This is a genomic window from Pedobacter yulinensis (assembly GCF_003029735.1).
GTDB classification, from domain to species: domain Bacteria; phylum Bacteroidota; class Bacteroidia; order Sphingobacteriales; family Sphingobacteriaceae; genus Pedobacter; species Pedobacter yulinensis.
The window spans coordinates 1403859-1426070 of record NZ_KZ686268.1 but is presented as its reverse complement, the minus strand read 5'-3'; the positions used below and the strand labels follow the sequence as shown (position 1 = coordinate 1426070).

Here is a 22212-nt window from a genome sequence, read left to right as displayed (position 1 = left end):
GGCTAGCCGTCAGTCTCCTCTTTTTTAGCTCGAAACAACTTTGACAGGCGGGTCAGTAAACCATCATTCCGCTTCCAGGGTTTTTCCGGACCGATCAGGAACCCATAAGGCTTTAATCCCGGCACCCGGTCGCAGATAATCTTTGCAATGCCGAGCATGGGAATAGCCAGGATCATCCCTGCAATGCCCCATACTGCTTCACCCAGCACAATACCCATGATGGTGAACAAAGGGTTGATGTTCACCTGCTCGCCAACAATGAGCGGTTCGAGTATATATGTCTGCAGAAACTGCACGGTAAAATAGACGCCGATAACAGAAAGGATCATGGTGGTATCGCCGCCCTGGCCAATAACCGCAAGCAGGGTGAGGCTGGTGCCGGCCAGGTTGCCGATAAACGGAACAATCTCGAGAAGTCCGCACAGAACGGCAAAAAACAGGGCGCTCTCCACCCCCGCCAGGCTGAAACCAATTCCATATAGAACCCAGAGCATACCAATCATGGCACCCAGACCGCTCAGGTAGCGCTGCGCCACCTGTCCGGCTTCATGCACAATTTCGCGTGTCTTCGATTCCTGATCGTCAGGTACGAGTTTCAAAATGAACTGTTTGATATGTGACCGATAGAACAGGCTCAGATACATGTAAACGATAACCAGGACCGTATTTACGCCTACGCTGAACAAGCCACCAGCAAAATTTGCGAGCATGCCGCTGGCCTGGCTGTTGCCTTGTTTGATAAGTTTTTGCTGTTCACCGTGGCTGATACCAACTTTACTGTTTATCCAGTTTCGCAGCTCTCCGAGCATACCTGTCAGGCGCTGCTTCATGCTGTCAATGTTGCCGGAAAGGCTGCCCAACTGCCAGTAGAGCAAGCCCGCAACCACCGCGGCAGCGAGCACAAATACCGCAACGCAGCACAGTGCGGCCAGGCTGCGGCGCATGCCTTTCGATTCCAGCCAATTACAGAGTCGTATGAACAGCATAGAAAAGACAGCAGCCAGTGCAAGCGGCACCAGAAAAGGCTTGGCAAAGTACAGGCCGCCAAAGGCCAGGAACAGGAGGAGCAGCACATACACGCTGCGCTGAAGTTTTCGCATACTCAGCTAAAAACACATCTTTTCAAGTAAAGTTTTCATCTGATCGACCCAAAACCACGCATATAGCCGGTATTGTTTTATCTTAGATGAAACAATCTGAACCAAAATCTAATGAGAAAATTAATTCTTCCCTTCGTTGCAGCCGCACTGTCTGCAGCATCATGTACCAAAACCAGCGAAAAAGCAGGCATCCAGGGAACCTGGCAGCTTCTTTCGGCGAAAACAATTACCGGCAAAGATACGCTTGCCACCTTCCCGGTAGCCGGACAGGAAATGATCAAAGTGATCAACGCCTCACATTTTGCATTTTTCAGGCACGACACCTCGCGCGGCAAGGGCAGCAGCGCTGTCTACGATTCAGGGGCGGGCACCTACTCACTGAATGGCAGCACCTACCAGGAGAAGCTAAATTATTGCAGCGCGCGCGATTGGGAAGGACACAGTTTCAGTTTCCAGGTCCGTCTTTCGGCCGACAGCCTTGTCCAGACCGGAACTGAAAAAATTGACAGCCTGGGTATCGACCGGCAAATCATAGAAGTTTATCAGCGCGTTAAATAAACAAACGCGCTAATAACCATCAAATAGAAAGCGGCGTTTTTCGGGTGGTTTGCGTGGCAGCATCTGCTCTTCCATAGCGGCCTGGTACACAAAACAGGCTACGATCACGGCGGCCTGTTTCAGGTCTTCAAATTGCAGGTGCTCGTAACTGTCCAGGTTGCTGTGGTGTGTGCGCGTTTCGTAATCAAGCGGATCCTGGATAAACTGAAAACCCGGAATACCTGCCCAGTCGAAAGCCAGGTGATCTGTAGATCCCGTATTGCGGAGGGTAACCGTCCTGGCGCCCAGGTCATGCAACGGCTGCAACCAGGTTTCGAAAATGGGTTTTATGCGTTCGTTGTTCTGGGTAAAAATCCCCCTGATTTTTCCGCTGCCATTATCCAGGTTAAAATAAGCCGATATTTTCGCGTGTTCAGGTTTCAGGCGATAAGCCTTATCCATGAAATGTTTTTGCACATAAAAATACGATCCGTACATGGCCTGCTCCTCCCCGTCCCAGAGCGCAATCCTGATGGTTCTTTTGGGCTTCAGGCCGAGCGAGTCGAGCAGACGAATGGCTTCCATCATCACCACACAGCCCGCGGCATTGTCTGTTGCTCCTGTTGAGGCTGCCCAGGAATCCAGGTGGGCACCGAGCATGACGATTTCAGATTTCAATCTGGGATCACTGCCGGGAATCTCTGCAATGACATTGTAACCCTGAACATCGGCAGCAGAAAAGCGTGCCTGCAGGTTCAGGGCAAGTTCGACCGGGTGGCCGGACATGATTAGCCGGCGCATGCGCTGGCCGTCTTCGAAAGACAAGATAACCTTTGGCAAGGTCTCCGCAGCTCCGGGCTTGTAGGCACCGGTTCCCTGAACAAAAACGGCGCCGTTGTGGTTCGCTCCGCCGGCTGACAGTACGGCAAGTGCTCCTGAGCTTTTAAAAAGTTCATCGGCACGTTTGCTGATCTTAACCGCCCTGCCGTATTCGGTGATATCTGCTTCGCTGAGCATGTGTGTATCGCCGATTGAGTCCAGCTGCGCATCGGTCAGGCGGTGCAGTGCAGGCCGGGTGTTGAAATCAGGATCAACCTGCCGCCCGGCTACAAGAACGAACTTTCCTTTCAAATCGTCCTGGTGGGTGCCGAGATAGACGGTGTCGCGTGCCTGCTGGCTGCTGAGCAGCACAACCCCACCCTGCTGCCGGCCTTTGGTGCTTCCGCTCCAGGCCTGCGGATAGGCCGTGACCGGCAATACATAAGGCTTTTTCTGGATGATGCTGAAATCTTCAAGTTCCCATTGTTTGCCAAATGTACCCCAGGGCTCCAATGCAGCACGCTGCAGCCCCCAGCTTTTTAAGGTTTTCACAGCCCATTTGGCCGCCTTGAGGTAAGCCGCAGAGGCGCTCAGCCTGGGCCCGGGTACGTCGGTCAGGTAATGCGCCAGGTGTGGAATTTGTGAACTGCCCATGCCTGCCCGGCGAATCTGGCTGAATGCTGCCGTATCGACCTGCCCGTAGGCGGCACTGCCAAGCACCAACAAGATGCCCAGCGCTAAGTGACGTATTTTCATAAGCTGTCTCTGCTGCTGACCTTTATTCCAAATTTACACAACAAAAGGCCTGAGTTCTTGTAAAAAACCGGCAGGATGCGCGTTGTCATCCTGCCGGGCGGCGTATCTAGTAGGCGAAATAATTGCGCAGTTCACCGCTGTTTTCTCCCGGGTTCCAGCGTACCTGGTCAGCATGCGCATCGCCGGTGATATCTGCAAAGTAAAACCTTGTATTTTCACTCTGTGAAGTTCCGCGCAAGGAATAAACCGGGCCATCAAACGTGTTTGATGCCGTTGCGTAATAAACCTTGACCTTGCCAAGGTAGTTTGACGGGTTCCAGTAGATCTTTTCGGCCCGCCCGTCGCCGTTTATGTCAGCAAAATAGAATACGGTCGAGGCCAGGCCGCTGCTTGCGCCCGAATCGCTGAAGCCTGCAGCAGCCGTAAAGGTTCCGTCGCCATCAGACAGGTATACCATTACCTTGCCCGAGTTCAATGACGGGTGCCAGCGCATTTTGTCCATCCGGCTGTCGCGGTTCAGGTCAGCATAATAAAAGATAGTCCCGGCAGTCGTGCTGGCACCTTCTGGCCCCGCAACGACTGATGAATCGAAACTGCCATTTGCCGTGGCCAGGTAAACCCTGGTTTTACCTGAGTCGAAACTGGCGTTCCAATAGATCTTATCGGCTTTGCTGTCGCCGTTCACATCAGCGAAATGGAACACGGTAGTGCTGCCCGCACTTGTCCCTTCTGGATTTTCGATCGCGGTCGTGCTGAAATTGCCCGCCGACGTGGCGAGGAATACCCGTGTGCGACCTGAATACAGTGTCGGGTCCCAGACGATCTGATCATCCTTACCATCACCGTTAATATCTGCATAGTGATACCGGGTGCTCTGCAGCGTCGAAGCGCCTGCCGGATGTTTTATGGCCGGCGAAGCGAAAGTGCCGTTGCCGTTAGAAAGATAGATTTGCGGGGTACCACCGTCATAATTGTAACGCCAGTAAATTTTATCAGCTTTATCATCGCCGTTTACATCGGCAAAATAGAAATTCGTGCTGGCAACGGTGCTCAACCCGTTTGCATCGGCATGCGGACCACCCAAAACGGCGGGAATATAGGTGGCCATAACGGGCCAGTGGTCTGAGGGCCAGAAGCCATTGTAACTGGTTTTAATCACCTTGAACGTAGTGAAAGCCATGGCCCGGTCGCTCATGACCCAGTCCAGTTTTTTGGTACCGGTTGCTGTCCACCCATGAAACGTCGGTTCGCCTTCACTGTCGCCCAGGGCATCGACTACATCCAAGCCGCTTTTTAAAATTCCGATCTCAGTTGTACCCGGAATGGCATTGAAATCGCCGAAGACGATCTTCGGCAGGTTTTCAGTATTGGCTGCCGTAATGCCGGCTACCAGTTTTTCTGCGTTCTCAATGCGTACCGCCACCGAGTCAAACTGCCAGTGGCTGTTGCTGATAAAATATCTTCGGTTATTGGTCTTATCCTGCAAAATGACCCAGGTGCCCGTATTGCTCGGACCAATATCCATTGTACCGCTACCTGTTTTGGTAAACCGGCTGTTCTTAAAAAAAATAGCTTTCGGGCTACCGGTTATCGCCGTATCGTAATATTCCCCGTAACCGAGGGCTGCCATCTGCTCCCTGAACCAGGTTTCGAAATCGTTGTCTGAGAATTCCTGCAGACCAAAAACATCGGGCGAATTGTCTACAATAACCTGCCTGATGATCCCTTGGCGTTCGGTGATGCTCTGCGGATCGCCGGCAGCATTGTGGCGCACATTAAAAGACAGGACCTTGAATGGCGTTTGCCCGGCAATGCGGACCAATGCCATCGATTCCGGTTTTGGCAGCGAAACCGATGCTGGTGAGCCGGTCTCTTGCCGTTTGCAGCTGCTCAAGCCTGCAAGCGCGAAAATGACCAGGAAAACGGCCGGTTTGGCCGCGCCCCGGATAGACTGAAAAAAGGGAGTGATTTTCATATTTGATTTGGATTGGTGACAAGATTCAGAACAGGCCCATAAAACAGCCTGCAGTCGTGTCATGTTACCAGCCTCCAATCAAATGCAGCAGACACTAAATTAAATTTAACAAATTGAAATTTAAAAATCAACAAAAATAAATGTTATGAAATTATTAAATAAGACCTGTATTTGCAGTAAAAAAGAAGCCCGCAGCCATTTCTGGTCTGCGGGGCTCTCTGGCAAGGACAATCGGGATGATCAATAACCAGGATTTTGCTTCAGGCTGTTGTTGCCGGATATGGCCTGGGTGGGTACAGGAAACCGGTTCAGATGTTCAGATCCTGAAGGTGTGTGGTCCCACCAGGCCTCGGTAGTAAATTTCTTCCACCTGATGAGGTCGGTACGCCGCCGGCCTTCGCCGAGAAACTCGACGAGCCATTCGTCCAGGAAGCGGTAGGCGTCCAGGTTTGCCGCCGTAGCGGGATTGGGGTCGACACCACCGGGAAAATTGCGCTTTCTGACCGCGTTGATCAGGGTTGCTGCGCTGCCTGCATCGCCACTGCGCCACTGGCATTCGGCAAGCATGTAATAAATTTCTGCCAGGCGAATAACCGGCATATCCGCGCCCCAGCGCAGCGTGTTTTCGGCGAGCGGCGGGATCGGCACTTTAACAAGACGCACACCGGTATTCTCTTCCCCGTCAGACATCCTGGAGGTCAGGTTTGAAATAGATGCATACTTTTTACCTGGCCCTACTTCCGAGAACCGGGCCACCTGATCGCGGAAGACAAGCGGCTGATCTTTGTATTCTTCTCCCCCTTTTATTGTTGCACCGGCACGTGTCAGCATCGGTCCGTTGATAAACATACCTTCATAATTGCCGCTTCCCAGGTAGCGGTATACCTGCTTGCGCAGGTCGGTCGGCGCAAACTTTTCGTAAGGATTACCCAGCCGGGTGGTATAAAGTGAGCTATCGGGCGCCCGGGAAGGTGTCAGGTGGAGGCCATTATTTGCACCCATATCGGTATCAAAGAACTGCCGCGTATTGTAATGGTAAAAATCTGCAAAGAACCAGTCGTACTGGAGTTTGTTGAATTCAGAGGGGATGGACCAGATAATTTCGGGCGACTGGTCGTTCTTAAATCCATGCGGACCATTCCACGCGGCGTCCAGGCTGTAGGGACCGTATTTGCCATCTACGATTTCCCGGCAAAGCTGCATACACTCCGCATACATGGGCTTACGGATGTAGGCTTCTGCATTAAAATACAGCTGTGCCAGCATGGCTGCTGCAGCTCCCTGCCTGAGCACACCTTCTTCACGCTGCCCACCCGTTTTGCCGGGAAGTTTGGTCATGGCTTCTTTTAGCAGGCCTTCAATGTGGTTAAAGACCTCCTGATCTGTGCTGCGTGGCAAGGCACCCTGATCAAGCGAGGTGAAAACCGGCAGGCCTCCAAAGAAATCGAGGCCGCGGAGGTAGAAATATGCAATCAGCGTGTTCAGCTGACTGATGTGCGCGTCTTTGTCTGCCTGGGTAAGCGCAAACCGGCCGTAATCGAGTTTAGTCAGGTCATTCTTTGCATCCAGCGCCAGCGAAATTCCCATCAGGGTGCCGCGCCAGGTCTGCCATACCCAGTTTTCATCGGCTGTCCACCGGTGGTAATGGTAACGTTCATTTTCCCCGCCATTGTACCAATGCCGGCCCTTGGTGGTAATGGCGAACGCGTCGGCAGCGCATTCCTGTAATTTCCAGCGGTCAGCGCCCATGTACCAGCGTGCATGTGTAAACGGACGGTTCAGTGCTGCGAGAATATCTTTCTCACTTTGAAAGAACGTTTCTGGTGTAACCTGGCTGTAAAACTCCTGGTCCAGTTTGGTACAGCCGCCCTGAACGATGAACAGGAAAGCGGCCAATAGGTAAATAAGTTTTTTCATATTCATGGTAGTTAAAAGGTTGCCTGAAGACCCAGGTTAAACGTGCGGGTTTTGGGATATGTATTGCGCTCCTCAAATCCGGGCTCCAGGCCGTTGATGTTCACTTCGGGGTCTAGCCCGGTATATTTGGTAAAGACGAGCAGGTCGCGGCCGGCGGCGTACAGCCTCAGCGTCTTGACTGGCTTGATCAGCTTCTGGCTAAAGGTATAACCAATGCTCAATGCATCAAGCTTCAGGAAATCGCCCTTTTCAAGCCAGTAATCGCTGAGCTCCTTCTCGCCCGTTACATTCCGGTGTTTGTCAAATGCCTGTTTCAATACATTCTGACCGCGCACGTTGGGCAGGCTGTAGTACATATTAATCATGTTGAACACATCATAACCTAGCCAGCTGCGCATGTAAATGCTTGCATCCCAGTTTTTATAGGTAAATGTATGGTTCCAGGAAAGCTGAACTTTCGGGATGGCATTGCCAATAAAACGTTTATCGGCATTTGCCTTGTTCCGTTTAGACACATCAAAGGCTACACCGTCTTTGTCGTACAGCATCCACTTGCCTTCAGGTGTGAAGCCGGCAAACTGCCAGATGAAGAAGCGGCCGATGTCCTGACCCGGAAACAGGCGCACAGCTTCGCCGGGACTGCCCGGTGCCGGGAACGACTTGCGGTCGGCAAAGGTCAGGTTACCGGACAGGGACCGCAGCACACTTCTGTTGTGCGAGGCGACCAGACTCGTAGAATAATTGAAGTCATTTTTCTGCACAACTCTATAGTTGAGTTCAAGCTCGTAACCGTAATTTTCCAGGCTGCCGATGTTAACCGTAGTTTTATCATGAATGGCAGGAGGCTGGGATACCGAGATGTCGTAAATCATGTTTTCGACCCGCCTTTTATAATAATCGAACCGGCCAGTCAGGCGCTGATTAAAGAAGCCAAAGTCCAGGCCTGCATTCAATTCCTTTTTTACTTCCCACCTGATGTCGGCATTCTGGTTGTGCATTACGCCATAGGTTCTGATCCAGTTGCCGTTTACGAGGAACCAGGTATCTGCGCCATACATGCGCGTGGCCACATTGGCGTTGAAACCTTCATTACCGGTCTCGCCGTAGGCTGCGCGGAATTTCAGGTCACTGAAAACGTTCAGGTTTTTGACGAAGTCTTCCTCCGAAGCGCGCCAGGCGGCAGAAAGACCGGGAAAGGTACCCCAGCGCCGGCCCGGGGCAAATTTAGACGAACCCTCATGCCGAACGGTTGCGGTTACAATATAGCGGTCCCTGAACGAATAGTTAATGCGTCCGAAAAATGCAGCCAGTTTTACCGAAGGGTTCTTGTAAGAACCAATTCCGGCCCGTCCGTCGACCAAAAAGGTTCCGCTGCCCATATCATGTTCACGAATACCATCGACTGGGAAATCTGAGTTGTTTGCTGAAAAGCCCTGGCCGTTGAAATCCTGGTAGCTGTAGCCGCCAACCGCATTGATGCTGTGGCTGCCAAAACGTTTGTTGAAAGTGGCGCTCCATTCAAAGATCCGGTCTTCGTTGCGGCCATAGCTCTGGCTGGCGTACCCGTCTACACCATTCAGCCGCGACTCGCGGTGCTGCGCAGATCGGTAGAACATACCATGCTGGTTGTTGCTTTTCACGCCAACAGTTGCCGAGGTAAAAAGATCTTTCGTCAGGTTCACTTTCAGCGTGCTGTTGGCCAGCAGGTAACGGTACTGTTGTTTGTCGCTGCGCAACCGTACTTCGGCAACGGGGTTCCAGTAGTCGTAGCCTCCAACCAGGATATTGTACCCCGTGATGTCTGAAGCATCATATACCGGTGTCGTTGGATTCAGCACCATGGCCATGTTGAAAATGTCGTTGTTGCTGAACTCCGCGTCGACCTGGTTGTAGGTAATATTTGTATTCAGCTCTGCGCGTCCGCCAAAAAAACGGAAGTTGGTGTTCACCCTGCCGCCGAGTTCACCGCGCTTGGAGCCAATGGCTATGCCTTCTGCCCCACGTTTAAACAAAGTAAAATAAACATTGGCATCTTCTGAACCCCCGGTAACATTGAGCACCTGGCGATGACTGAAGGGGTTTTTGTTTGTTACTTCCTTGTACCAGTCGGTGCGGGCACCCAGGTCATCGCCGAGTTTATTGGCGACAAATTCATCGCCTGACAACACTTCTGGCCGCTTGCGGATGGTTTCGGTGAAATATTCTGATGTTAATGAAACCTGCGCCTGACCTTTGTTTGGCCGTCTGGTGGTGATCAGGATCACGCCCCCCGAAGCCCGGGTACCATAAATTGCCGCCGCCGAGGCGTCGCGAAGCACGTTAATTGATTCAATGTCTTCTTTAACTACAGAGTTGATATCGCCGCCAGGCACCCCGTCTATCACAACAAGCGGGCCCTGGGCAGCATTGATCGAGTTCACGCCACGCAGCTGCAGGCTGATTCCGGCGTTCGGATCGGTACCATTGGTCGAAGAAATATTCAGCCCGGGAACCTTGCCCTGAATAGCCGCCAGCGGCGACACGGCACCCGCAACAAAATCCCTTTGCTTCAGCGTGGATACGGCACTGGTGAGGTCTTTTTTCTCAAGTGTACCATAACCCACCACCACCACATCATTCAGCTCTGAAACATTGGGCTCCAGTTTGACGGCCGGCATGTTTGCTGCAGCGGCCAATCGCTTGCTTTTATAGCCTATCGAGCTGAATTCGAGCTGCGCACCTGAGGCGACCGCAATGCGAAATCTGCCGGCCTGGTCGGTGGTCACCACCTTTGTCGTTCCCACTTCCTTGACCGTTACGCCGGGGAGTGGCGTATTGTTTTCATCAAGTACAACGCCCGTGGCATCTTGCTGAATAGCGGCGGGAACCGGGGCAACCAGTTCGGACTGCGGTTTACGCCTGATCACAATGGCCTGATCGCTGACGGTATAGGTAAGCTGTGTTGTTTTCAGGGTTTCATTCAGGGCCTGCTGTACCGTTGCATTGCGCAGCCTGACACTGACCGGACCCTGGTTACGAACCAGGCTGCCGGTGTAAATGATGTCGTACCCGCTTTGTTTACGGATTTCTTTGAATACAGTTTCCAGGGTAGCGTGCTGCTTGTCGAGATTAATGCCCTGTGCCCTGATGTTGGCCTGTACCTGCAGAAGCGAAAGTACGAGGAAAGCAAGGGTCAGCTTCATTCGCAAAGTAATTTTTTTAAGTTTTTTTGAATTCGCCTGCCAGGAAAATAAAGGCAATAGCGAGCCGGGCACCGGTTTGGCGCCTTTGAAACGTTGATAATTCATAGACTTTGTTTTAGGTTAGTTGTTTTACAGCGCGGCAGTGCTATCGGGCGATAAACGGCAACTGCTGCTGGGTATTCAGGGTTCTGGTCGGGGTCAGTGCATCACGATCACCCTCCTTCCTTCAATTTTGAACCGGAACTGACCGGTGAGTTCCAGTTTCGCCAGTACATCCTCTACCCGTTTATACCGGGATATCGAACCACCCAGCCAATCGTCGGGCACAACACCCTGGTAAATGACATCGACATCATACCAACGGCCAATTTTACGCATAGCCGTACGAATATCTTCCCTGTCAAACATAAAGTAGCCATTCTTCCAGGCGCCGGCCACTTCGATATCGGCATTCGGATCAATCTCCAGTTCCCGGTTGGCATGGAGCACCGATTGCTGACCTGGTTTAAGCACCAGGTCTGACCGGCCTGCCGAAAGCTTCACGCTTCCCTCGAAAAGGGTGGTCCGGGTTTCCGGTTCGTCAGGATAGGCATTGATATTGAACCGGGTTCCGAGTACCTGTATGGTCTGCCCCTCGGTTTTTACAAGAAACCGGCGCGAAGCATCTTTCGCCACTTCCAGGTAGATTTCTCCGCCTGCCTCGATGCTGCGTTCCTTTGTCCCGAAGCTCACCGGAAAGCGTACATAGGAGTCAGAATTCAACCAGATCTTTGTTCCATCTGCCAGGCCAAGGCGGAATTGCCCGCCGCGCGGTGTGCGGATCGTGTTGTAAGCCGCCGGGGCGCCCTTGGTGTTGACAGCCGGGAAATCATAACTGATCATGCTGCTGTCTGTTTTCGTAATGCCAACTCCTTGTTCTTCGGCAAGCCTGCCCTCGGCTGCAGCGTCGAGTACAATGGTTTTGCCGTTTGCAAGTGTCAGCACAGCTTGGTCCCGCCCGGGTACAATTGCCGCGGTTTTTTGTACTGCGGGTTCAGAGGTTGTGAAAAGAAAAACTGAAAAACCTACGATGATGAACACGGCAGCGGCGGCGACCCAACCCATCAAACGGCGCAGAACAGGCTGCTTCGGGCTGTAGGCAGTTGCAAGCTGTATGCGCTTCTTTATGGCTTTTCTCAGGGTTTTCCTGTTTGGATACCGGCTCTCGTACACTTCGAGCAGGGAATCATCGAAACTGCTGTACCATTCTTCAAACCAGGCCCGTTCGGCCTCGCTGAGCGTACCTTTCAGAAATTTATCGGAAAGGTCATGGATATCATAACGGGAATCTTTCTGGCTCAAAGTATTTGGTTTGCCTTATAGTCGTGCAAACCGCCATGAACCCTTGCTCAGAATTAAAATATTTTTTTCAGGAGCACCAGCAGTACCGGCGCCGAGACCTGCAGCGCAGTGCGCAGTTCCTGCAGAGCCCTGGTCATATGGCCTTCAACCGTCTTCTGGGCAATACCGAGCTCAGCTGCGATCTCCGCATTACTTTTGCCCAACTCCCTGCTTAGCCGGAACACAATTCGGCATTTTTCAGGAAGCTGGTCCACACAGGCCAGGATTTGCGCCTGCAGTTCCTTTTCCAGCAGCCATTCTTCGGTCGTATCGCGCAGGGCCGGGCCTGAAAGCGCCTGCTCGGCAGCAAACTGCAGTTTTTTCTTATTCCTAGCCAGGGCTGCTATGATCCTGTATTTGACAGCGGCAGCAAGGTAGGTGTTCAGGGTATGGGTTAGCTGCAGCGTTTCGCGGCGCAACCAGAGGTCGGTAAAGATATCCTGAACGGCTTCTTCAGCCTCGGTCTCATCGGCCAGGCGGTGGTATGCCGTGATATAGAGTTTTTCCCAATAGCGGTTATAAAGCGCTGTAAATGCGCGGCTGCTGCCGGATTTAAGGAGCTCAAGCAGTTCGGTATCACTGGCTGCACGCATGATAGACATTGGGATATTTGGTTATGCTAAAACGAATATCGGAAATAAGTTTCAAGTGCAGCAGTTAATACCCGTTAAATTTTGGCCTGAGGAAATGCCGGCACCAATAGCGTTTCGTTGTACCGCACGAGAATGCCCTGACCTTAATTGCTGAGATCGCAGCGCCCGGCCTGCCTCGCCCGCGCTCCCAACGATCTGTTTGGCACACATCAGGGATTGGCGCCGTCCTGTTCACGCAACCTTTGGCGGGGGCAGTAAGCGACCCCTACGCAAGCAAAAAAGAATGGATCAGGCACGAAACGCTGCGGCCGGCGAATCAAGGAAATTAACCAACCTGCCCTTGTTGCTTTCATAAATGAAATCGCGTATGCTTTTGCCCTGGTACCTGGAAAAATCGCCTATCACGGCCAGCGAAAAACGATAATTCGAGAATTTCTGCAAAATGTCTCCGGCCATTCCGTTCTTCAGGTCGAAAAACCCGGGCGCCAGGTTTTGTTCCCGGATCACTACTTTTACGAAGTCCTGGTAATATAGGTCGGCCAGCAATTGCAGCGCATCGTCAGCGTTGGTGATCAGGACCTCATCGCTGATAATTTCTGCGATCCGACCTTCGGCGGAGCTGTGGGGGATGATTTTCATTCTTTGTTTAATGGCTTAAGGCCTCTTGAGGAGGCAAAGCAAATGTAAGGATTTCCATAACACCCATCGGCCATACGCATCATAACGCGTCGATAAAATCCAGGTAAGCCCTTGCACTTTCCTCAATGCGCGGGGCGGTACCGTTGTATTCGCGGCCGTAAAAAGCAAACAGCTGACGGTAATCTGCCCGCACATAGGCGAATGTGAGCTCGAACGGCGCCGTCAGCTGTTCAAGCGTATATTTGTAACGGCCGCCCGGCTGGTACCCGGCGGCATCGATCCCGGCCGAAATGGCCAGCGCCACTTTTTTGCCGCGAAGCGCATAATTACTGCCGTACGACCATCCATCGGTTAAGACTTCGTCAAGCCATTGCTTGAACAACGGCGGACAACTAAACCAGTAAAAAGGAAACTGAAACACAATTTTAGCGTAGCGCGCTATGAATTCCTGCTCGGCAGCCACATCGATCTGCCCGTCTGGATAGCAAAGATAGAGGTTATGCAGGGTGTACTTTTCAGGGTGTTTTTGCAGTTCGAGGATCCAGCGCTTGTTGACCACACTTTGCGCAAGGTCGGGATGAATAATGATGACAAGTGTTTTCATCCTGCAAATTTCGATATATGGTCTGCAGGCACCAACATGGGCCTGCTTAATCCCATAGCGATTAAATTATCCCTATCCCAAACCTGCTGAGCAAGCCTTATGTTTGTGTGAAGAACGGAAAAGTTATGTATACCAGAAAAATCCCGATCGACTACGACTGCGGTATCGTTGTAGCCATGGAAGTAGTCCTTTCCAAATGGAAATTCTGCCTGCTCGACGGCATATCAAAAGGCCGCACGCGTCCGCGCGACCTGCTCAAACTGGTACGGGGCATAAGCCGGCGCGTGCTGCAGGCGCAGCTAAAAGAACTGGAATTGCACGGGCTGCTTTCGAAGACAGTATACCGGGAAATTCCGCTGCATGTGGAGTACCGGTTAACACACGAAGGCCGCTCCCTCCTTCCCATCATTGCCGAGCTGGACAAATGGGGACTGGCATTTTCGCCCCGGCTTAAAAAGTTCATGGAAGAGCAGGAGGCCGCGCCGCAGCCGGCGCATGAACAGGCAGCATCCTAAACAGGTCAATCTGCCCCGAACCGGCTGCGGTAGGTACCACCACACAGGCCGACGACCTCCTTCCAAAGCTGTTTCAGAGAAACCAGGCTTGACACAAGCGGGTCTGCTTCTTGTCCGGGCGCTCCGAGTATTCGGTTCAGCCGCGCCGAAAAATTGCGGGGCCTGACGGCCATTTGCTCCAATTCGTTCAGGGCCCGCTTGTCGCCCAGCGGGAAGGATTCATTGAGGGCATACAAGGCGTGCACCAGGTAATTAGCGGCACGGGTAAAACAGCCAGTGGTGTTGTACACATCTGCGGCTGCCGCGAAACCTGCACACTGCATCAGCGTAAACTCTGCAAGCCACAGGCAATCCTGAACAATTGTTTGTTTCAAAGGCGCGGGATAGGCAGCGACGGCAGTCTTCAAACCTGCTATTTTTTGTTCCGGGTCAAACAGGGGTTGGCAGACCCTGAGTTCGGCCAGGTAAATCACCGAGCGGAAACCATAGGGCGGCTGCTGGTCAAAATGATGCGCCCAGAGCCCTTTCTCCGCATCAGCTACTACACCGGCCAGCTGCTCCAGGCTGCGGTACAAAAAGTCCACTTTCCCGGCGGCTGTCTGAATCCAGGCACCGCCGTTTACCCATGGACCCCATTCATACAACCCGGTGACGACCGGATCACTGCCTGCCGAGAACCGGTCTGCAATTTGCCTGATGTGGTCAACGGCAAAAGGTGCATGCGCACTGTAATAAATACCCAGATCAAGATCTGAGCCCGGCCGGGCCTGTCCTGCCGCGTAAGAGCCGCCCAGTACAACGGCGGCTATGCCCGGGACCTGCTGCAGCGCCGCGGTGATCTGCTGCAAAAGTTCCAGCTGCTTGCCTGATAATTGTTCCATGTCCCTAACATACAAAAAGCATGGCATTGTAAATTACCTCTGGCTGCATTACCGCCTGTCGGTGACTGATGCGCGGGACCGCCCGTCGCCCAGAACGAGCGCAAAAGCGCCCAGGCCGATGATAAAAAACGCGATGACGAGCGGCTGTACGCTGCTTGTCATGAAACCGGTGATCAGGCTCCCCAGGGATGCCCCGACAAAGAAAAAGCAGGTGCCGTATACTGCTGAAGCGATCCCCGCTGAATGCCCCATCGGTTCAAGTGCCAGTGCACTGCTGTTCGGTTCGATGGCCAGATTGATGGCAAGCAAAACGGCGACGGCGAGGAAAAACGGAAGCATGGCCGGCGTGCCGCTGCGTGCAAGGGTATAAATGAAAAGCAAGGTGCCGATCAGAACATAAATAAACAGCAGCCATTTGATGGCCATCCGGGCGCCCAGTTTCGCAGCCAGGCGGGAATTGGTCAGTGCACAGGCCGACATGGCCAGGCCAATGGCTGCAAAAATCCAGGGAAAAAGATCGGGGCGGCGGTAAATTTCGCCGACAATATGCTCAGAAGCCGAGACATACGTGCTCAGGCCAGTGAAGAGCAGGGTGGTTATGGCCGTATACCGCAGAAAAATGCGGTTGCTCAGCACTCCTGCCAGCGTTTTGCCGAGTGCCCTGAACGCGAGCGGCTGTCTTTTATCGGTCGGCAGGGATTCTTTCAAACGGAATGACCAAAGAAAAACCAGCATGGCGAACAAGGGCGGCGTAAGAAAAACGCCCTGCCAGGACGAGATCCGGAGAATGGCCAGACCGAGAAAAGGTGCGAATACTGGTGTAGACAGAAAAATCGTGAAAACAAGCGACATCATTCTTGCCATCTGGTCGCCCGAAAACCGGTCACGGACGCCAGCGATGGTGGTCATGAATACCGCTGAGGCACCCATTCCCGCAAGGAAACGCGCCAGGTACATCAGTTCAAGGCTTGGTGCAAAAGCAGCGCCAATGCCGCTGACAATATACAGCGGAAAACCGACCCTGAGAATGGCCAGGCGTCCGAAACGGTCTGAAAGCACCCCGAAGGCCAGCTGGGCAATCTGCCCCATAAAAAAAAAGCTGATCACCTGTGCTGTAGCTGTAGATCGGGGCGGCAGCCCGAAATGCGCACGCAAGTCGGCGAACACCGGAAGCATGATGTCTATTCCGAGTGCGGTGAGCATCATGGTACAGGCCGATAAAACGATAAATTCAGTTGATTTCATTGCTGGTTTGAATAATTGACTAAGGGCTTGCCCATGCAGCATGGCTTAAACGGTACCGGAGCCGCAGGGGTCTGTACACGAAAGTAGGGCGTTTACAGCGTTCCCGCCCTGTGCCTCCTGGACATTTTGACGGGCCGATCAGGACAGCAGCATTTCAAACGGAAGGAAAAATTGCAACTATTGGCAGGAACAGTTTTCACGTCACCAGAGTGTTACACACGCCGGCGGCGGGCGGCGCCCAAATCTGTTAAATTTGGGTTTACCTCCTCCCTTATGAACCCGATCAAAAAAGAAGACATCGCCCAGGAAGTGTTTGACCTGTACGATGATTATGCACACGACCGCATCAACCGGCGAACGTTTGCACAAAAGCTTTCGGCCTTTGCCATCGGCGGACTTACGGTCCCCGCGCTGCTGAGTTTTCTGAGCCCCGACTACCAGGACGCCATCCAGGTACGGGCTGACGACCCCCGTCTGAAAACGGATACCGTTACTTACCCATCACCAAAGGGCGGCGGCAGCATCAAAGGTTTGCTGGCCAAACCAGCAAAGGCTAAAAAGAAATTAGGCGGCATTATCGTGGTTCATGAAAACCGCGGACTTAACCCGCACATTCAGGATGTGGCCAGGCGGGCTGCGGTTGCGGGCTTCATCGTCCTGGCGCCAGATGCGCTGAGTCCGCTGGGCGGTTACCCCGGCAATGATGACGACGGGCGGACCCTGCAGGCAAAACGCAGCAAGACGGAGATGGAAGAAGACTTCATAGCAGCTTATACTTACCTTAAAAACCATCAAGGCTGCAACGGCAAGGTGGGTGTGGTCGGATTTTGTTTCGGCGGGGCGATCGCCAACATGATGGCCGTCAGAATTCCCGACCTCGCAGCGGCCGTTCCTTTTTACGGCGGCCAGCCGGCCACCGCAGATGTACCGAAAATCAAAGCGCCGTTGCTGCTGCATTATGCCGAACTGGATACCCGCGTAAACGAGGGATGGCCGGCGTATGAGGCAGCGCTTAAAGCGGAAGGCAAGAGCTACCAGGCGTACATCTATCAAAAGACCAACCACGGTTTTCACAACGATACGACCCCACGATACGATCAGCCTGCAGCAGCGCTGGCCTGGCAGCGAACCATAGATTTTTTCAAGAAACACCTATCCTGATTGTCCAAGCGCGCAGCGGGTTAGTCCAGCGGCGCAGACACCGGTTGCATGGCCTGTCTGAAAAAGAAAGCCCTGTCCCTGCCAGCCAAGCCGGATCGAAGCGGCAACCCACAGCGCAGGGCGACAGCGAAGAGCCGGGCAAAGTGACTGCTCGCAGGCAACTGCCTTTCAAAAATAGCTGTCCCACCAGAGCAGTGCCGGCGTTCTCAGATGACATACTCAGTTTGCAGCAGGTTTGTCGGCCCGGATCAGGAGCATCATGGGCCGGCGAAGTTCATTCTTATATCCGGGATGTTGCGCCACCAGAACAGGATCCGGTTGAGGCTCGATCACATGCTTGAGGATAAAGCCCAGCCTGAACAGGGTCTCCAGGTAACTGGTCAGCGTACGGTGATATTTGACCACCTTGCTTCCCAGGAAATCGGTTTGCCGCGCCCCTTCGGCATAATAATGATCCACTGGCCAGTACCGGGCCCGGCCCGAATCGTCGGTTATCCACTGCTGACTGCCTTCCGCAGTGAATACAGGATGCTCAACAGAAAAGACGAAGCTTCCTCCGGCATTCAGCAGGTCATAAATTTTTTCGCAAACCGAAGCATAGTCCTGTACATAGTGCATAACCAGCGAGCTGATCACTACATCGAAGCTGCCCGGGCCGGCCGACAGATCCTCAACAGGCTGCTGCCGGTAGGCAATTCCAGGCATAAGATTTCTCTTTTTTGCCTCGGCAATCATTTTCTCAGAAATGTCTGTTCCCAGAACGGTGGCACCGCGTTCGGCTGCATACCGGCAATGCCAGCCATACCCACAGCCCAGGTCCAACACCTTCTTTCCTTCAAAGTGGGGGAAAAGTGATCTGAGGGCCGGCCACTCGCCGGCAGCCTCCAGGCCTCTAACCGAACGCTCCATTTTACCATAGGCATCGAAAAATGCCGGATCATCGTATTTATTTTCTTTCATAGCGGGATGTTGCCCGGCCGCCGCCTCGGTTATGGCCGGCGATTGGCCAGGGAAAACCAAATATACCTTTTTGTTTCAGCCGCTCGATGATCTGCGCGGTATGGTGCTGAATATGCCTGAGGTTGTTCAGGTGCAGTTCCAGGCGGCTGAAGGGGTACCATTCAAAACCTGAATGCTCAGAAAACGGCAGGCCCCTGACCTGTTCGGACAACTGGTTCAAGATATCTTCCAGGTATCGCTGCAATTCAGGCTTGGTATGGAAACCTTCGGGTTGAAGGCCCGGCTCGGGATTTTCCCATTCTTCAGTTCCGCCCAGGCTTTCAGCACCTGGAATGGCATCCGCCCAGGGCGCAAATGTCTCAGGGCTGGCGGTGAGGTAAAATTTTGTTGCCCATAAAGTATGGTAAGCCAGTTGCCAGACGGGCGTCTGCTGCTCCGGACCGTTCCACTCCCCTGCCGGCGTTTTCGTCATGGCCTTGCCAAGCATCTGCAAAGCGGCGCGGTACTGTGCTTCAAGCGCTGCCGCCATCAATTCGTCGTTCATTTTTCTCTTGATTTTTGAGCAAAACTAGGCGCAGGGAAATTTTCTGAATTGTACGAAATAGACTTTATCAGTAACCGCTCAGAGCAAAAAACCGCTGCGGGCTGCAGCCGGCAAATTGCTTAAAGTCCCTGATAAAATGAGACTGATCATAATACCCGGAGGCAAGGGCAGCCTGGGTAAGTGTGGTGAACCTGCGGTGATTATTTAGCAGGTATTCGAAACGGCTGACCCTGTCGAACAACTTCGGGCTGAAGCCGGTGCAGGCGCTGAACCGGCGTTCGAACTGTTTTGGTGATAAACAGCATTCCCCTGCAAATGCGCTCAGATCAAACTTTACTTCCGGTTTCATGACCTGACGGGCAGCAGCAATAATCCGGTGGTCACCCTCCGCCGCTTTTCGCAGGCGGAGCTTCAAAAAATCATTGAGGCAACGAACACGTGCAGGCAGATCTGCCTCGCCTGCAACTTGCTCGACCAGCAAAGCGCCTTCCCTGCCCAGCAACTGTTCGGGCGTGCAAAAACGGCCACTAAGTGCCGCAGGTGGCACATCGAAAAGCAAAGGCAGGGAATAGGCAAATACAGATACGCCGAATATGCTCAGGAAACCGCCCGCATTGTACCGGGCGGCATGTGGACTGTGGCCCTGAACGGAAGCAAAAACCAGTTCCGATGAGCGGAAGGCGAACGCCAGTTCGGCCAGGCAGCTGGCAGTCTGATAATACACCGGCTGAACCCGGTCTTGCTGTGCTGTCCAGGAAGCGAACCAGAAATGGCTCACATGGTCGCGCAGTTCCATGCAGGGCGGAATGACCTGGTACATGGCCTAGCCGGTTTTCTTACGGGACGAAGCCTGCCGCCGACCGGTTTTGACCTGCGGCTTCTGTTTAAGCCTGACATACAATTGAGCGGAAAGCGCCGGCTTATACACTTCATAATGCGCTATGCTCTCCAGCAATTTGGAGAGCGTTCTGAACCCATGGGTACGGCTGTCAAAACTTGGATCTATCTTGCGGAGGTTCGTGCCCAGGGTCGATACATGCACGCCGATATCTTCAGGTGAGGCCATGAAGTAGGCCTTGTCTACCAGTTCGACCTGCACACCGGTAAAATCAGCGGGCGGCGCATCAGTTTTGGCCTCTGCGACCTTGTTGTGGCCGGTCTTCCGGGCTGGCTTTTCGATAACCGGCTTTTCGTCAACGATCTCCTGTTTTTCGATGGCAGTTTCCTGCACAATATTCTGCGTAAACGTGAAGATCTCGCATGAATTGATAAAAGCAGCCGGGGTCTTTTTCTCTCCGATTCCCATAACAAAAACGCCTTCTTCACGAATTCTTTTCGCCAGGCCGGTATAATCACTGTCACTGGATACGATGCAAAAACCGTCAACCAGTTTATTGTGTAGAATATCCATGGCGTCAATGATCAGTGCGCCGTCTGTCGAGTTTTTTCCGGAGGTATAACTGAACTTCTGCATGGGCGTGAATGAGAGGTCGTTGAGCAGTCCCTTCCAACTGTTCATACCCTGATGCGTCCAGTCGCCGTAAATCCGTCTTACGGTAACTTTGCCATACTTGGCCACCTCTTCAAGAATATCCTTTAACAGTTTGGCCTGGGCATTGTCTCCATCGACCAGGATGGCCATTCGTTCGATTTTCTTTTCCATACAGATCAGCAGTTTTGCCGAAGATAATGGTTGCCAGCGGCATTACGGGGGAATGTCGTGTTTATTTTATGCAACATCGGCTTACCAGCTTCAAGGATGTGCCGCATGCAGGGCGCGGCAATCTTGATACGGCAAGATGCAGGGCTACCGTGCGGGCACCAGTTGCGAAGATGTCCAGTGCCCCGCAACAATGAGGTCTGTCCGCGTTTTGAAAAGCAAGCGGTGCCAGTAACCGCGCCTGACAATGAACGACTCTCCCAGCCCTACAGTTACCCGGCATCGTGCTGCATCGGCCGGCACCTGGTCTTGATTGGTCATTTCGGCCGGCACATATCCAACATCCAGTTCGCCGCTGACGACCAGCAGCATTTCATCACCATCCGGGTGCAGCTCCCAATAGTCGGGATGCGTGTCATGCGGGTCTGCCGGGAAAAAATACGCCAGCGAGCAGACACTTCCCATGTCACGTTCTTCGGTATAGGCAATTTGACTTCCATCTAAAAAGCGGATAAAATTTTCATTCATTTTAACAATCGCTATGGTGTATGTTTTTAGATTTGGCAGGACAAGCCCCTCTGGCCGCCCTGAAACCGCAGGGTTGTCTTAACCCGCTATCAAAACTAATAACTCGCTGGTGTTTCTGAAACACGATCCGGCAGGCCGGATTAAACAAGGCGAGACCGGAACATCACGGAGGAACGGCCCGTGTCGTAACCAGCCTGTAATTGGTCGCGTTCCCCCATCACCGCCCGCCGGTCAACAAACGACATTTGTATCTATACAATCAAGAACATGAAAACTCTGAAATTTAACACCGCCGCCCTATACCTTGTGGGCTCCCTCCTGTTTCTGCACAGCTTTACGTTTGCGCAGCAAAAGCGTCCGGCTCAGACCGCCCGCACCGGGGCAAAGTCAGGCTATGCTGCTGTTAATGGCCTCAAGATGTATTACGAAATTCAGGGCACGGGCGCACCTGTAGTACTCTTGCACGGATCATTCATGACCATCAGCCTGAACTGGCAGGAACTGATGCCCAAGTTGGCTGCCAACAGGCAGGTTATTGCTGTCGAGCTGCAGGGGCATGGTCATACCGCTGACATGGATCGCCCCATCACGTATGAAAACCTGGCCGATGATGTTTCTGCTTTGCTCCGTCACCTGAAGATCGCAAAAGCCGACATCATTGGCTATAGTCTCGGAGCCAGCGCCGCCCTGCAAATGGTTTTACGTCACCCCGAACAGGTACGTAAACTGGTCATGATTTCCGGAGTATTCCGAAACAATGGCTGGTTGCCCGAAGTTGAGGCAAGCTTCCCTTCTATCACTGCAGATATGTTCAAGGGGACGCCGCTCGAAACGGAGTACAAGAAAAAAAATCCAGATCCCGGCCACTGGCCCCAGTTCGTAAAAAGAGCGATTGAAATGGACACCAAACCTTACGACTGGGGTGCTGATAAAATCAGGCAGACGAAAGCGCCATTTTTTATCATCGTGGGCGATGCCGATGGCGTACAGCATGAGCATGCCGTCGAAATGTACAGGCTAAAGGGGGGCGGCAAGATGGGCGACATAGCGGGCATACCGGAGTCCCGGCTCGCTATCCTGCCGGCGAGCAGCCATGTAGGCATTATTGCACAAACCCGGTACCTGCTCCCCATGATCAATGACTTTCTTGACGGTACTCCCCAGCCAAGAGCCAGCTTCTGATGTTGAGCGTTCGGCATCGCAAACCCCTGAACTT

General features: G+C 52.9%; 20 protein-coding genes. 4 read left to right on the top strand and 16 right to left on the bottom strand.

The genetic code is table 11. The annotated features are described in order from the left end of the window. Positions 1–2 precede the first annotated feature (2 nt). The gene (locus tag C7T94_RS06315) at positions 3–1100 is read right to left on the bottom strand and encodes an AI-2E family transporter (RefSeq protein ID WP_107214424.1); all 1098 of its coding nucleotides are present in this window, start codon (positions 1098–1100) and stop codon (positions 3–5) included. A gap of 111 nt (positions 1101–1211) precedes the next feature. Here C7T94_RS06315 and C7T94_RS06310 point away from each other — a divergent pair, with 111 nt between their 5' ends. Then, positions 1212–1658: a lipocalin family protein gene (locus C7T94_RS06310; RefSeq protein WP_107214423.1), complete on the top strand. Its 447-nt coding sequence runs from the start codon at positions 1212–1214 to the stop codon at positions 1656–1658. Positions 1659–1667: 9 nt separating this feature from the next. On the opposite strand, the gene C7T94_RS06305 is transcribed toward C7T94_RS06310, so the two are convergent. From C7T94_RS06305 to C7T94_RS06270, 8 genes are all read right to left on the bottom strand, one after another. Further along, positions 1668–3212: a M20/M25/M40 family metallo-hydrolase gene (locus tag C7T94_RS06305; RefSeq protein WP_107214422.1), complete on the bottom strand. Its 1545-nt coding sequence runs from the start codon at positions 3210–3212 to the stop codon at positions 1668–1670. 106 nt (positions 3213–3318) lie between these two features. Then, positions 3319–5187, bottom strand: a complete 1869-nt coding sequence (locus C7T94_RS06300; RefSeq protein WP_107214421.1) for an FG-GAP-like repeat-containing protein — start codon at positions 5185–5187, stop codon at positions 3319–3321. Between the two features lie 240 nt (positions 5188–5427). Further along, positions 5428–7104: a RagB/SusD family nutrient uptake outer membrane protein gene (locus C7T94_RS06295; protein WP_107214708.1), complete on the bottom strand. Its 1677-nt coding sequence runs from the start codon at positions 7102–7104 to the stop codon at positions 5428–5430. Between the two features lie 11 nt (positions 7105–7115). Then, positions 7116–10391: a SusC/RagA family TonB-linked outer membrane protein gene (locus C7T94_RS06290; protein ID WP_107214420.1), complete on the bottom strand. Its 3276-nt coding sequence runs from the start codon at positions 10389–10391 to the stop codon at positions 7116–7118. Positions 10392–10484: 93 nt separating this feature from the next. Continuing rightward, positions 10485–11627 (bottom strand): FecR domain-containing protein, encoded by a 1143-nt coding sequence (locus C7T94_RS06285; RefSeq protein WP_107214419.1) that lies wholly within the window; start codon positions 11625–11627, stop codon positions 10485–10487. A 53-nt stretch (positions 11628–11680) separates the two neighbouring features. After that, positions 11681–12268 carry an RNA polymerase sigma-70 factor gene (locus C7T94_RS06280; protein ID WP_107214418.1) on the bottom strand — a complete coding sequence of 196 codons (588 nt, stop codon included), beginning with the start codon at positions 12266–12268 and terminating at the stop codon, positions 11681–11683. A gap of 279 nt (positions 12269–12547) precedes the next feature. Continuing rightward, the gene (locus C7T94_RS06275) at positions 12548–12898 is read right to left on the bottom strand and encodes a DUF4180 domain-containing protein (RefSeq protein WP_107214417.1); all 351 of its coding nucleotides are present in this window, start codon (positions 12896–12898) and stop codon (positions 12548–12550) included. A gap of 79 nt (positions 12899–12977) precedes the next feature. Further along, positions 12978–13502 (bottom strand): NAD(P)H-dependent oxidoreductase, encoded by a 525-nt coding sequence (locus tag C7T94_RS06270; protein WP_107214416.1) that lies wholly within the window; start codon positions 13500–13502, stop codon positions 12978–12980. Positions 13503–13627: 125 nt separating this feature from the next. On the opposite strand from C7T94_RS06270, the gene C7T94_RS06265 reads away from it, so the two are divergent. After that, a complete protein-coding gene (locus C7T94_RS06265) occupies positions 13628–14017 on the top strand; it encodes a winged helix-turn-helix transcriptional regulator (protein WP_107214415.1) in 390 nt (129 codons plus the stop codon). A gap of 5 nt (positions 14018–14022) precedes the next feature. Here the strand turns inward: C7T94_RS06265 and C7T94_RS06260 are convergent, their stop codons facing one another. Then, on the bottom strand, positions 14023–14898 hold the full coding sequence (locus C7T94_RS06260; protein ID WP_162618575.1) for a nucleotidyltransferase domain-containing protein: 876 nt from the start codon (positions 14896–14898) through the stop codon (positions 14023–14025). A gap of 48 nt (positions 14899–14946) precedes the next feature. After that, complete coding sequence (locus C7T94_RS06255; protein ID WP_107214413.1) at positions 14947–16143, bottom strand: MFS transporter; 1197 nt, start codon at positions 16141–16143, stop codon at positions 14947–14949. A gap of 273 nt (positions 16144–16416) precedes the next feature. Between C7T94_RS06255 and C7T94_RS06250 the strand changes: the two genes are divergently transcribed. Further along, entirely contained in the window at positions 16417–17304 is an 888-nt protein-coding gene (locus C7T94_RS06250; RefSeq protein ID WP_107214412.1) for a dienelactone hydrolase family protein, read from the top strand. Positions 17305–17523: 219 nt separating this feature from the next. Here C7T94_RS06250 and C7T94_RS06245 read toward each other — a convergent pair whose 3' ends face one another. From C7T94_RS06245 to C7T94_RS06225, 5 genes are all read right to left on the bottom strand, one after another. Beyond that, entirely contained in the window at positions 17524–18264 is a 741-nt protein-coding gene (locus tag C7T94_RS06245) for a class I SAM-dependent methyltransferase (protein WP_107214411.1), read from the bottom strand. Beyond that, positions 18251–18808, bottom strand: coding sequence for a DinB family protein (locus tag C7T94_RS06240; RefSeq protein ID WP_107214410.1), 558 nt, complete (start codon positions 18806–18808; stop codon positions 18251–18253). Before C7T94_RS06240 ends, C7T94_RS06245 begins: the two co-directional genes overlap by 14 nt. 67 nt (positions 18809–18875) lie before the next feature. Beyond that, positions 18876–19628: a helix-turn-helix domain-containing protein gene (locus C7T94_RS06235; RefSeq protein WP_107214409.1), complete on the bottom strand. Its 753-nt coding sequence runs from the start codon at positions 19626–19628 to the stop codon at positions 18876–18878. A 3-nt stretch (positions 19629–19631) separates the two neighbouring features. Continuing rightward, positions 19632–20471, bottom strand: coding sequence for an NYN domain-containing protein (locus C7T94_RS06230; protein ID WP_107214408.1), 840 nt, complete (start codon positions 20469–20471; stop codon positions 19632–19634). Positions 20472–20615: 144 nt separating this feature from the next. Then, positions 20616–20996, bottom strand: a complete 381-nt coding sequence (locus C7T94_RS06225; protein ID WP_107214407.1) for a cupin domain-containing protein — start codon at positions 20994–20996, stop codon at positions 20616–20618. A gap of 267 nt (positions 20997–21263) precedes the next feature. Here C7T94_RS06225 and C7T94_RS06220 point away from each other — a divergent pair, with 267 nt between their 5' ends. After that, positions 21264–22178, top strand: a complete 915-nt coding sequence (locus C7T94_RS06220) for an alpha/beta fold hydrolase (protein WP_107214406.1) — start codon at positions 21264–21266, stop codon at positions 22176–22178. Positions 22179–22212: the final 34 nt, after the last annotated feature.

Bases quoted from the DNA above. Each gene is read 5' to 3' on its own strand.
- C7T94_RS06310 (WP_107214423.1), top strand. From the start codon at position 1,212: ATGAGAAAATTAATTCTTCCCTTCGTTGCAGCCGCACTGTCTGCAGCA.
- C7T94_RS06265 (WP_107214415.1), top strand. From the start codon at position 13,628: ATGTATACCAGAAAAATCCCGATCGACTACGACTGCGGTATCGTTGTA.
- C7T94_RS06225 (WP_107214407.1), bottom strand. From the start codon at position 20,996: ATGAATGAAAATTTTATCCGCTTTTTAGATGGAAGTCAAATTGCCTAT.
- C7T94_RS06290 (WP_107214420.1), bottom strand. From the start codon at position 10,391: ATGAATTATCAACGTTTCAAAGGCGCCAAACCGGTGCCCGGCTCGCTA.
- C7T94_RS06305 (WP_107214422.1), bottom strand. From the start codon at position 3,212: ATGAAAATACGTCACTTAGCGCTGGGCATCTTGTTGGTGCTTGGCAGT.
- C7T94_RS06260 (WP_162618575.1), bottom strand. From the start codon at position 14,898: ATGGAACAATTATCAGGCAAGCAGCTGGAACTTTTGCAGCAGATCACC.
- C7T94_RS06250 (WP_107214412.1), top strand. From the start codon at position 16,417: ATGAACCCGATCAAAAAAGAAGACATCGCCCAGGAAGTGTTTGACCTG.
- C7T94_RS06240 (WP_107214410.1), bottom strand. From the start codon at position 18,808: ATGAACGACGAATTGATGGCGGCAGCGCTTGAAGCACAGTACCGCGCC.
- C7T94_RS06295 (WP_107214708.1), bottom strand. From the start codon at position 7,104: ATGAAAAAACTTATTTACCTATTGGCCGCTTTCCTGTTCATCGTTCAG.
- C7T94_RS06235 (WP_107214409.1), bottom strand. From the start codon at position 19,628: ATGTACCAGGTCATTCCGCCCTGCATGGAACTGCGCGACCATGTGAGC.
- C7T94_RS06275 (WP_107214417.1), bottom strand. From the start codon at position 12,898: ATGAAAATCATCCCCCACAGCTCCGCCGAAGGTCGGATCGCAGAAATT.
- C7T94_RS06245 (WP_107214411.1), bottom strand. From the start codon at position 18,264: ATGAAAGAAAATAAATACGATGATCCGGCATTTTTCGATGCCTATGGT.
- C7T94_RS06300 (WP_107214421.1), bottom strand. From the start codon at position 5,187: ATGAAAATCACTCCCTTTTTTCAGTCTATCCGGGGCGCGGCCAAACCG.
- C7T94_RS06270 (WP_107214416.1), bottom strand. From the start codon at position 13,502: ATGAAAACACTTGTCATCATTATTCATCCCGACCTTGCGCAAAGTGTG.
- C7T94_RS06255 (WP_107214413.1), bottom strand. From the start codon at position 16,143: ATGAAATCAACTGAATTTATCGTTTTATCGGCCTGTACCATGATGCTC.
- C7T94_RS06230 (WP_107214408.1), bottom strand. From the start codon at position 20,471: ATGGAAAAGAAAATCGAACGAATGGCCATCCTGGTCGATGGAGACAAT.
- C7T94_RS06220 (WP_107214406.1), top strand. From the start codon at position 21,264: ATGAAAACTCTGAAATTTAACACCGCCGCCCTATACCTTGTGGGCTCC.
- C7T94_RS06315 (WP_107214424.1), bottom strand. From the start codon at position 1,100: ATGCGAAAACTTCAGCGCAGCGTGTATGTGCTGCTCCTCCTGTTCCTG.
- C7T94_RS06280 (WP_107214418.1), bottom strand. From the start codon at position 12,268: ATGTCTATCATGCGTGCAGCCAGTGATACCGAACTGCTTGAGCTCCTT.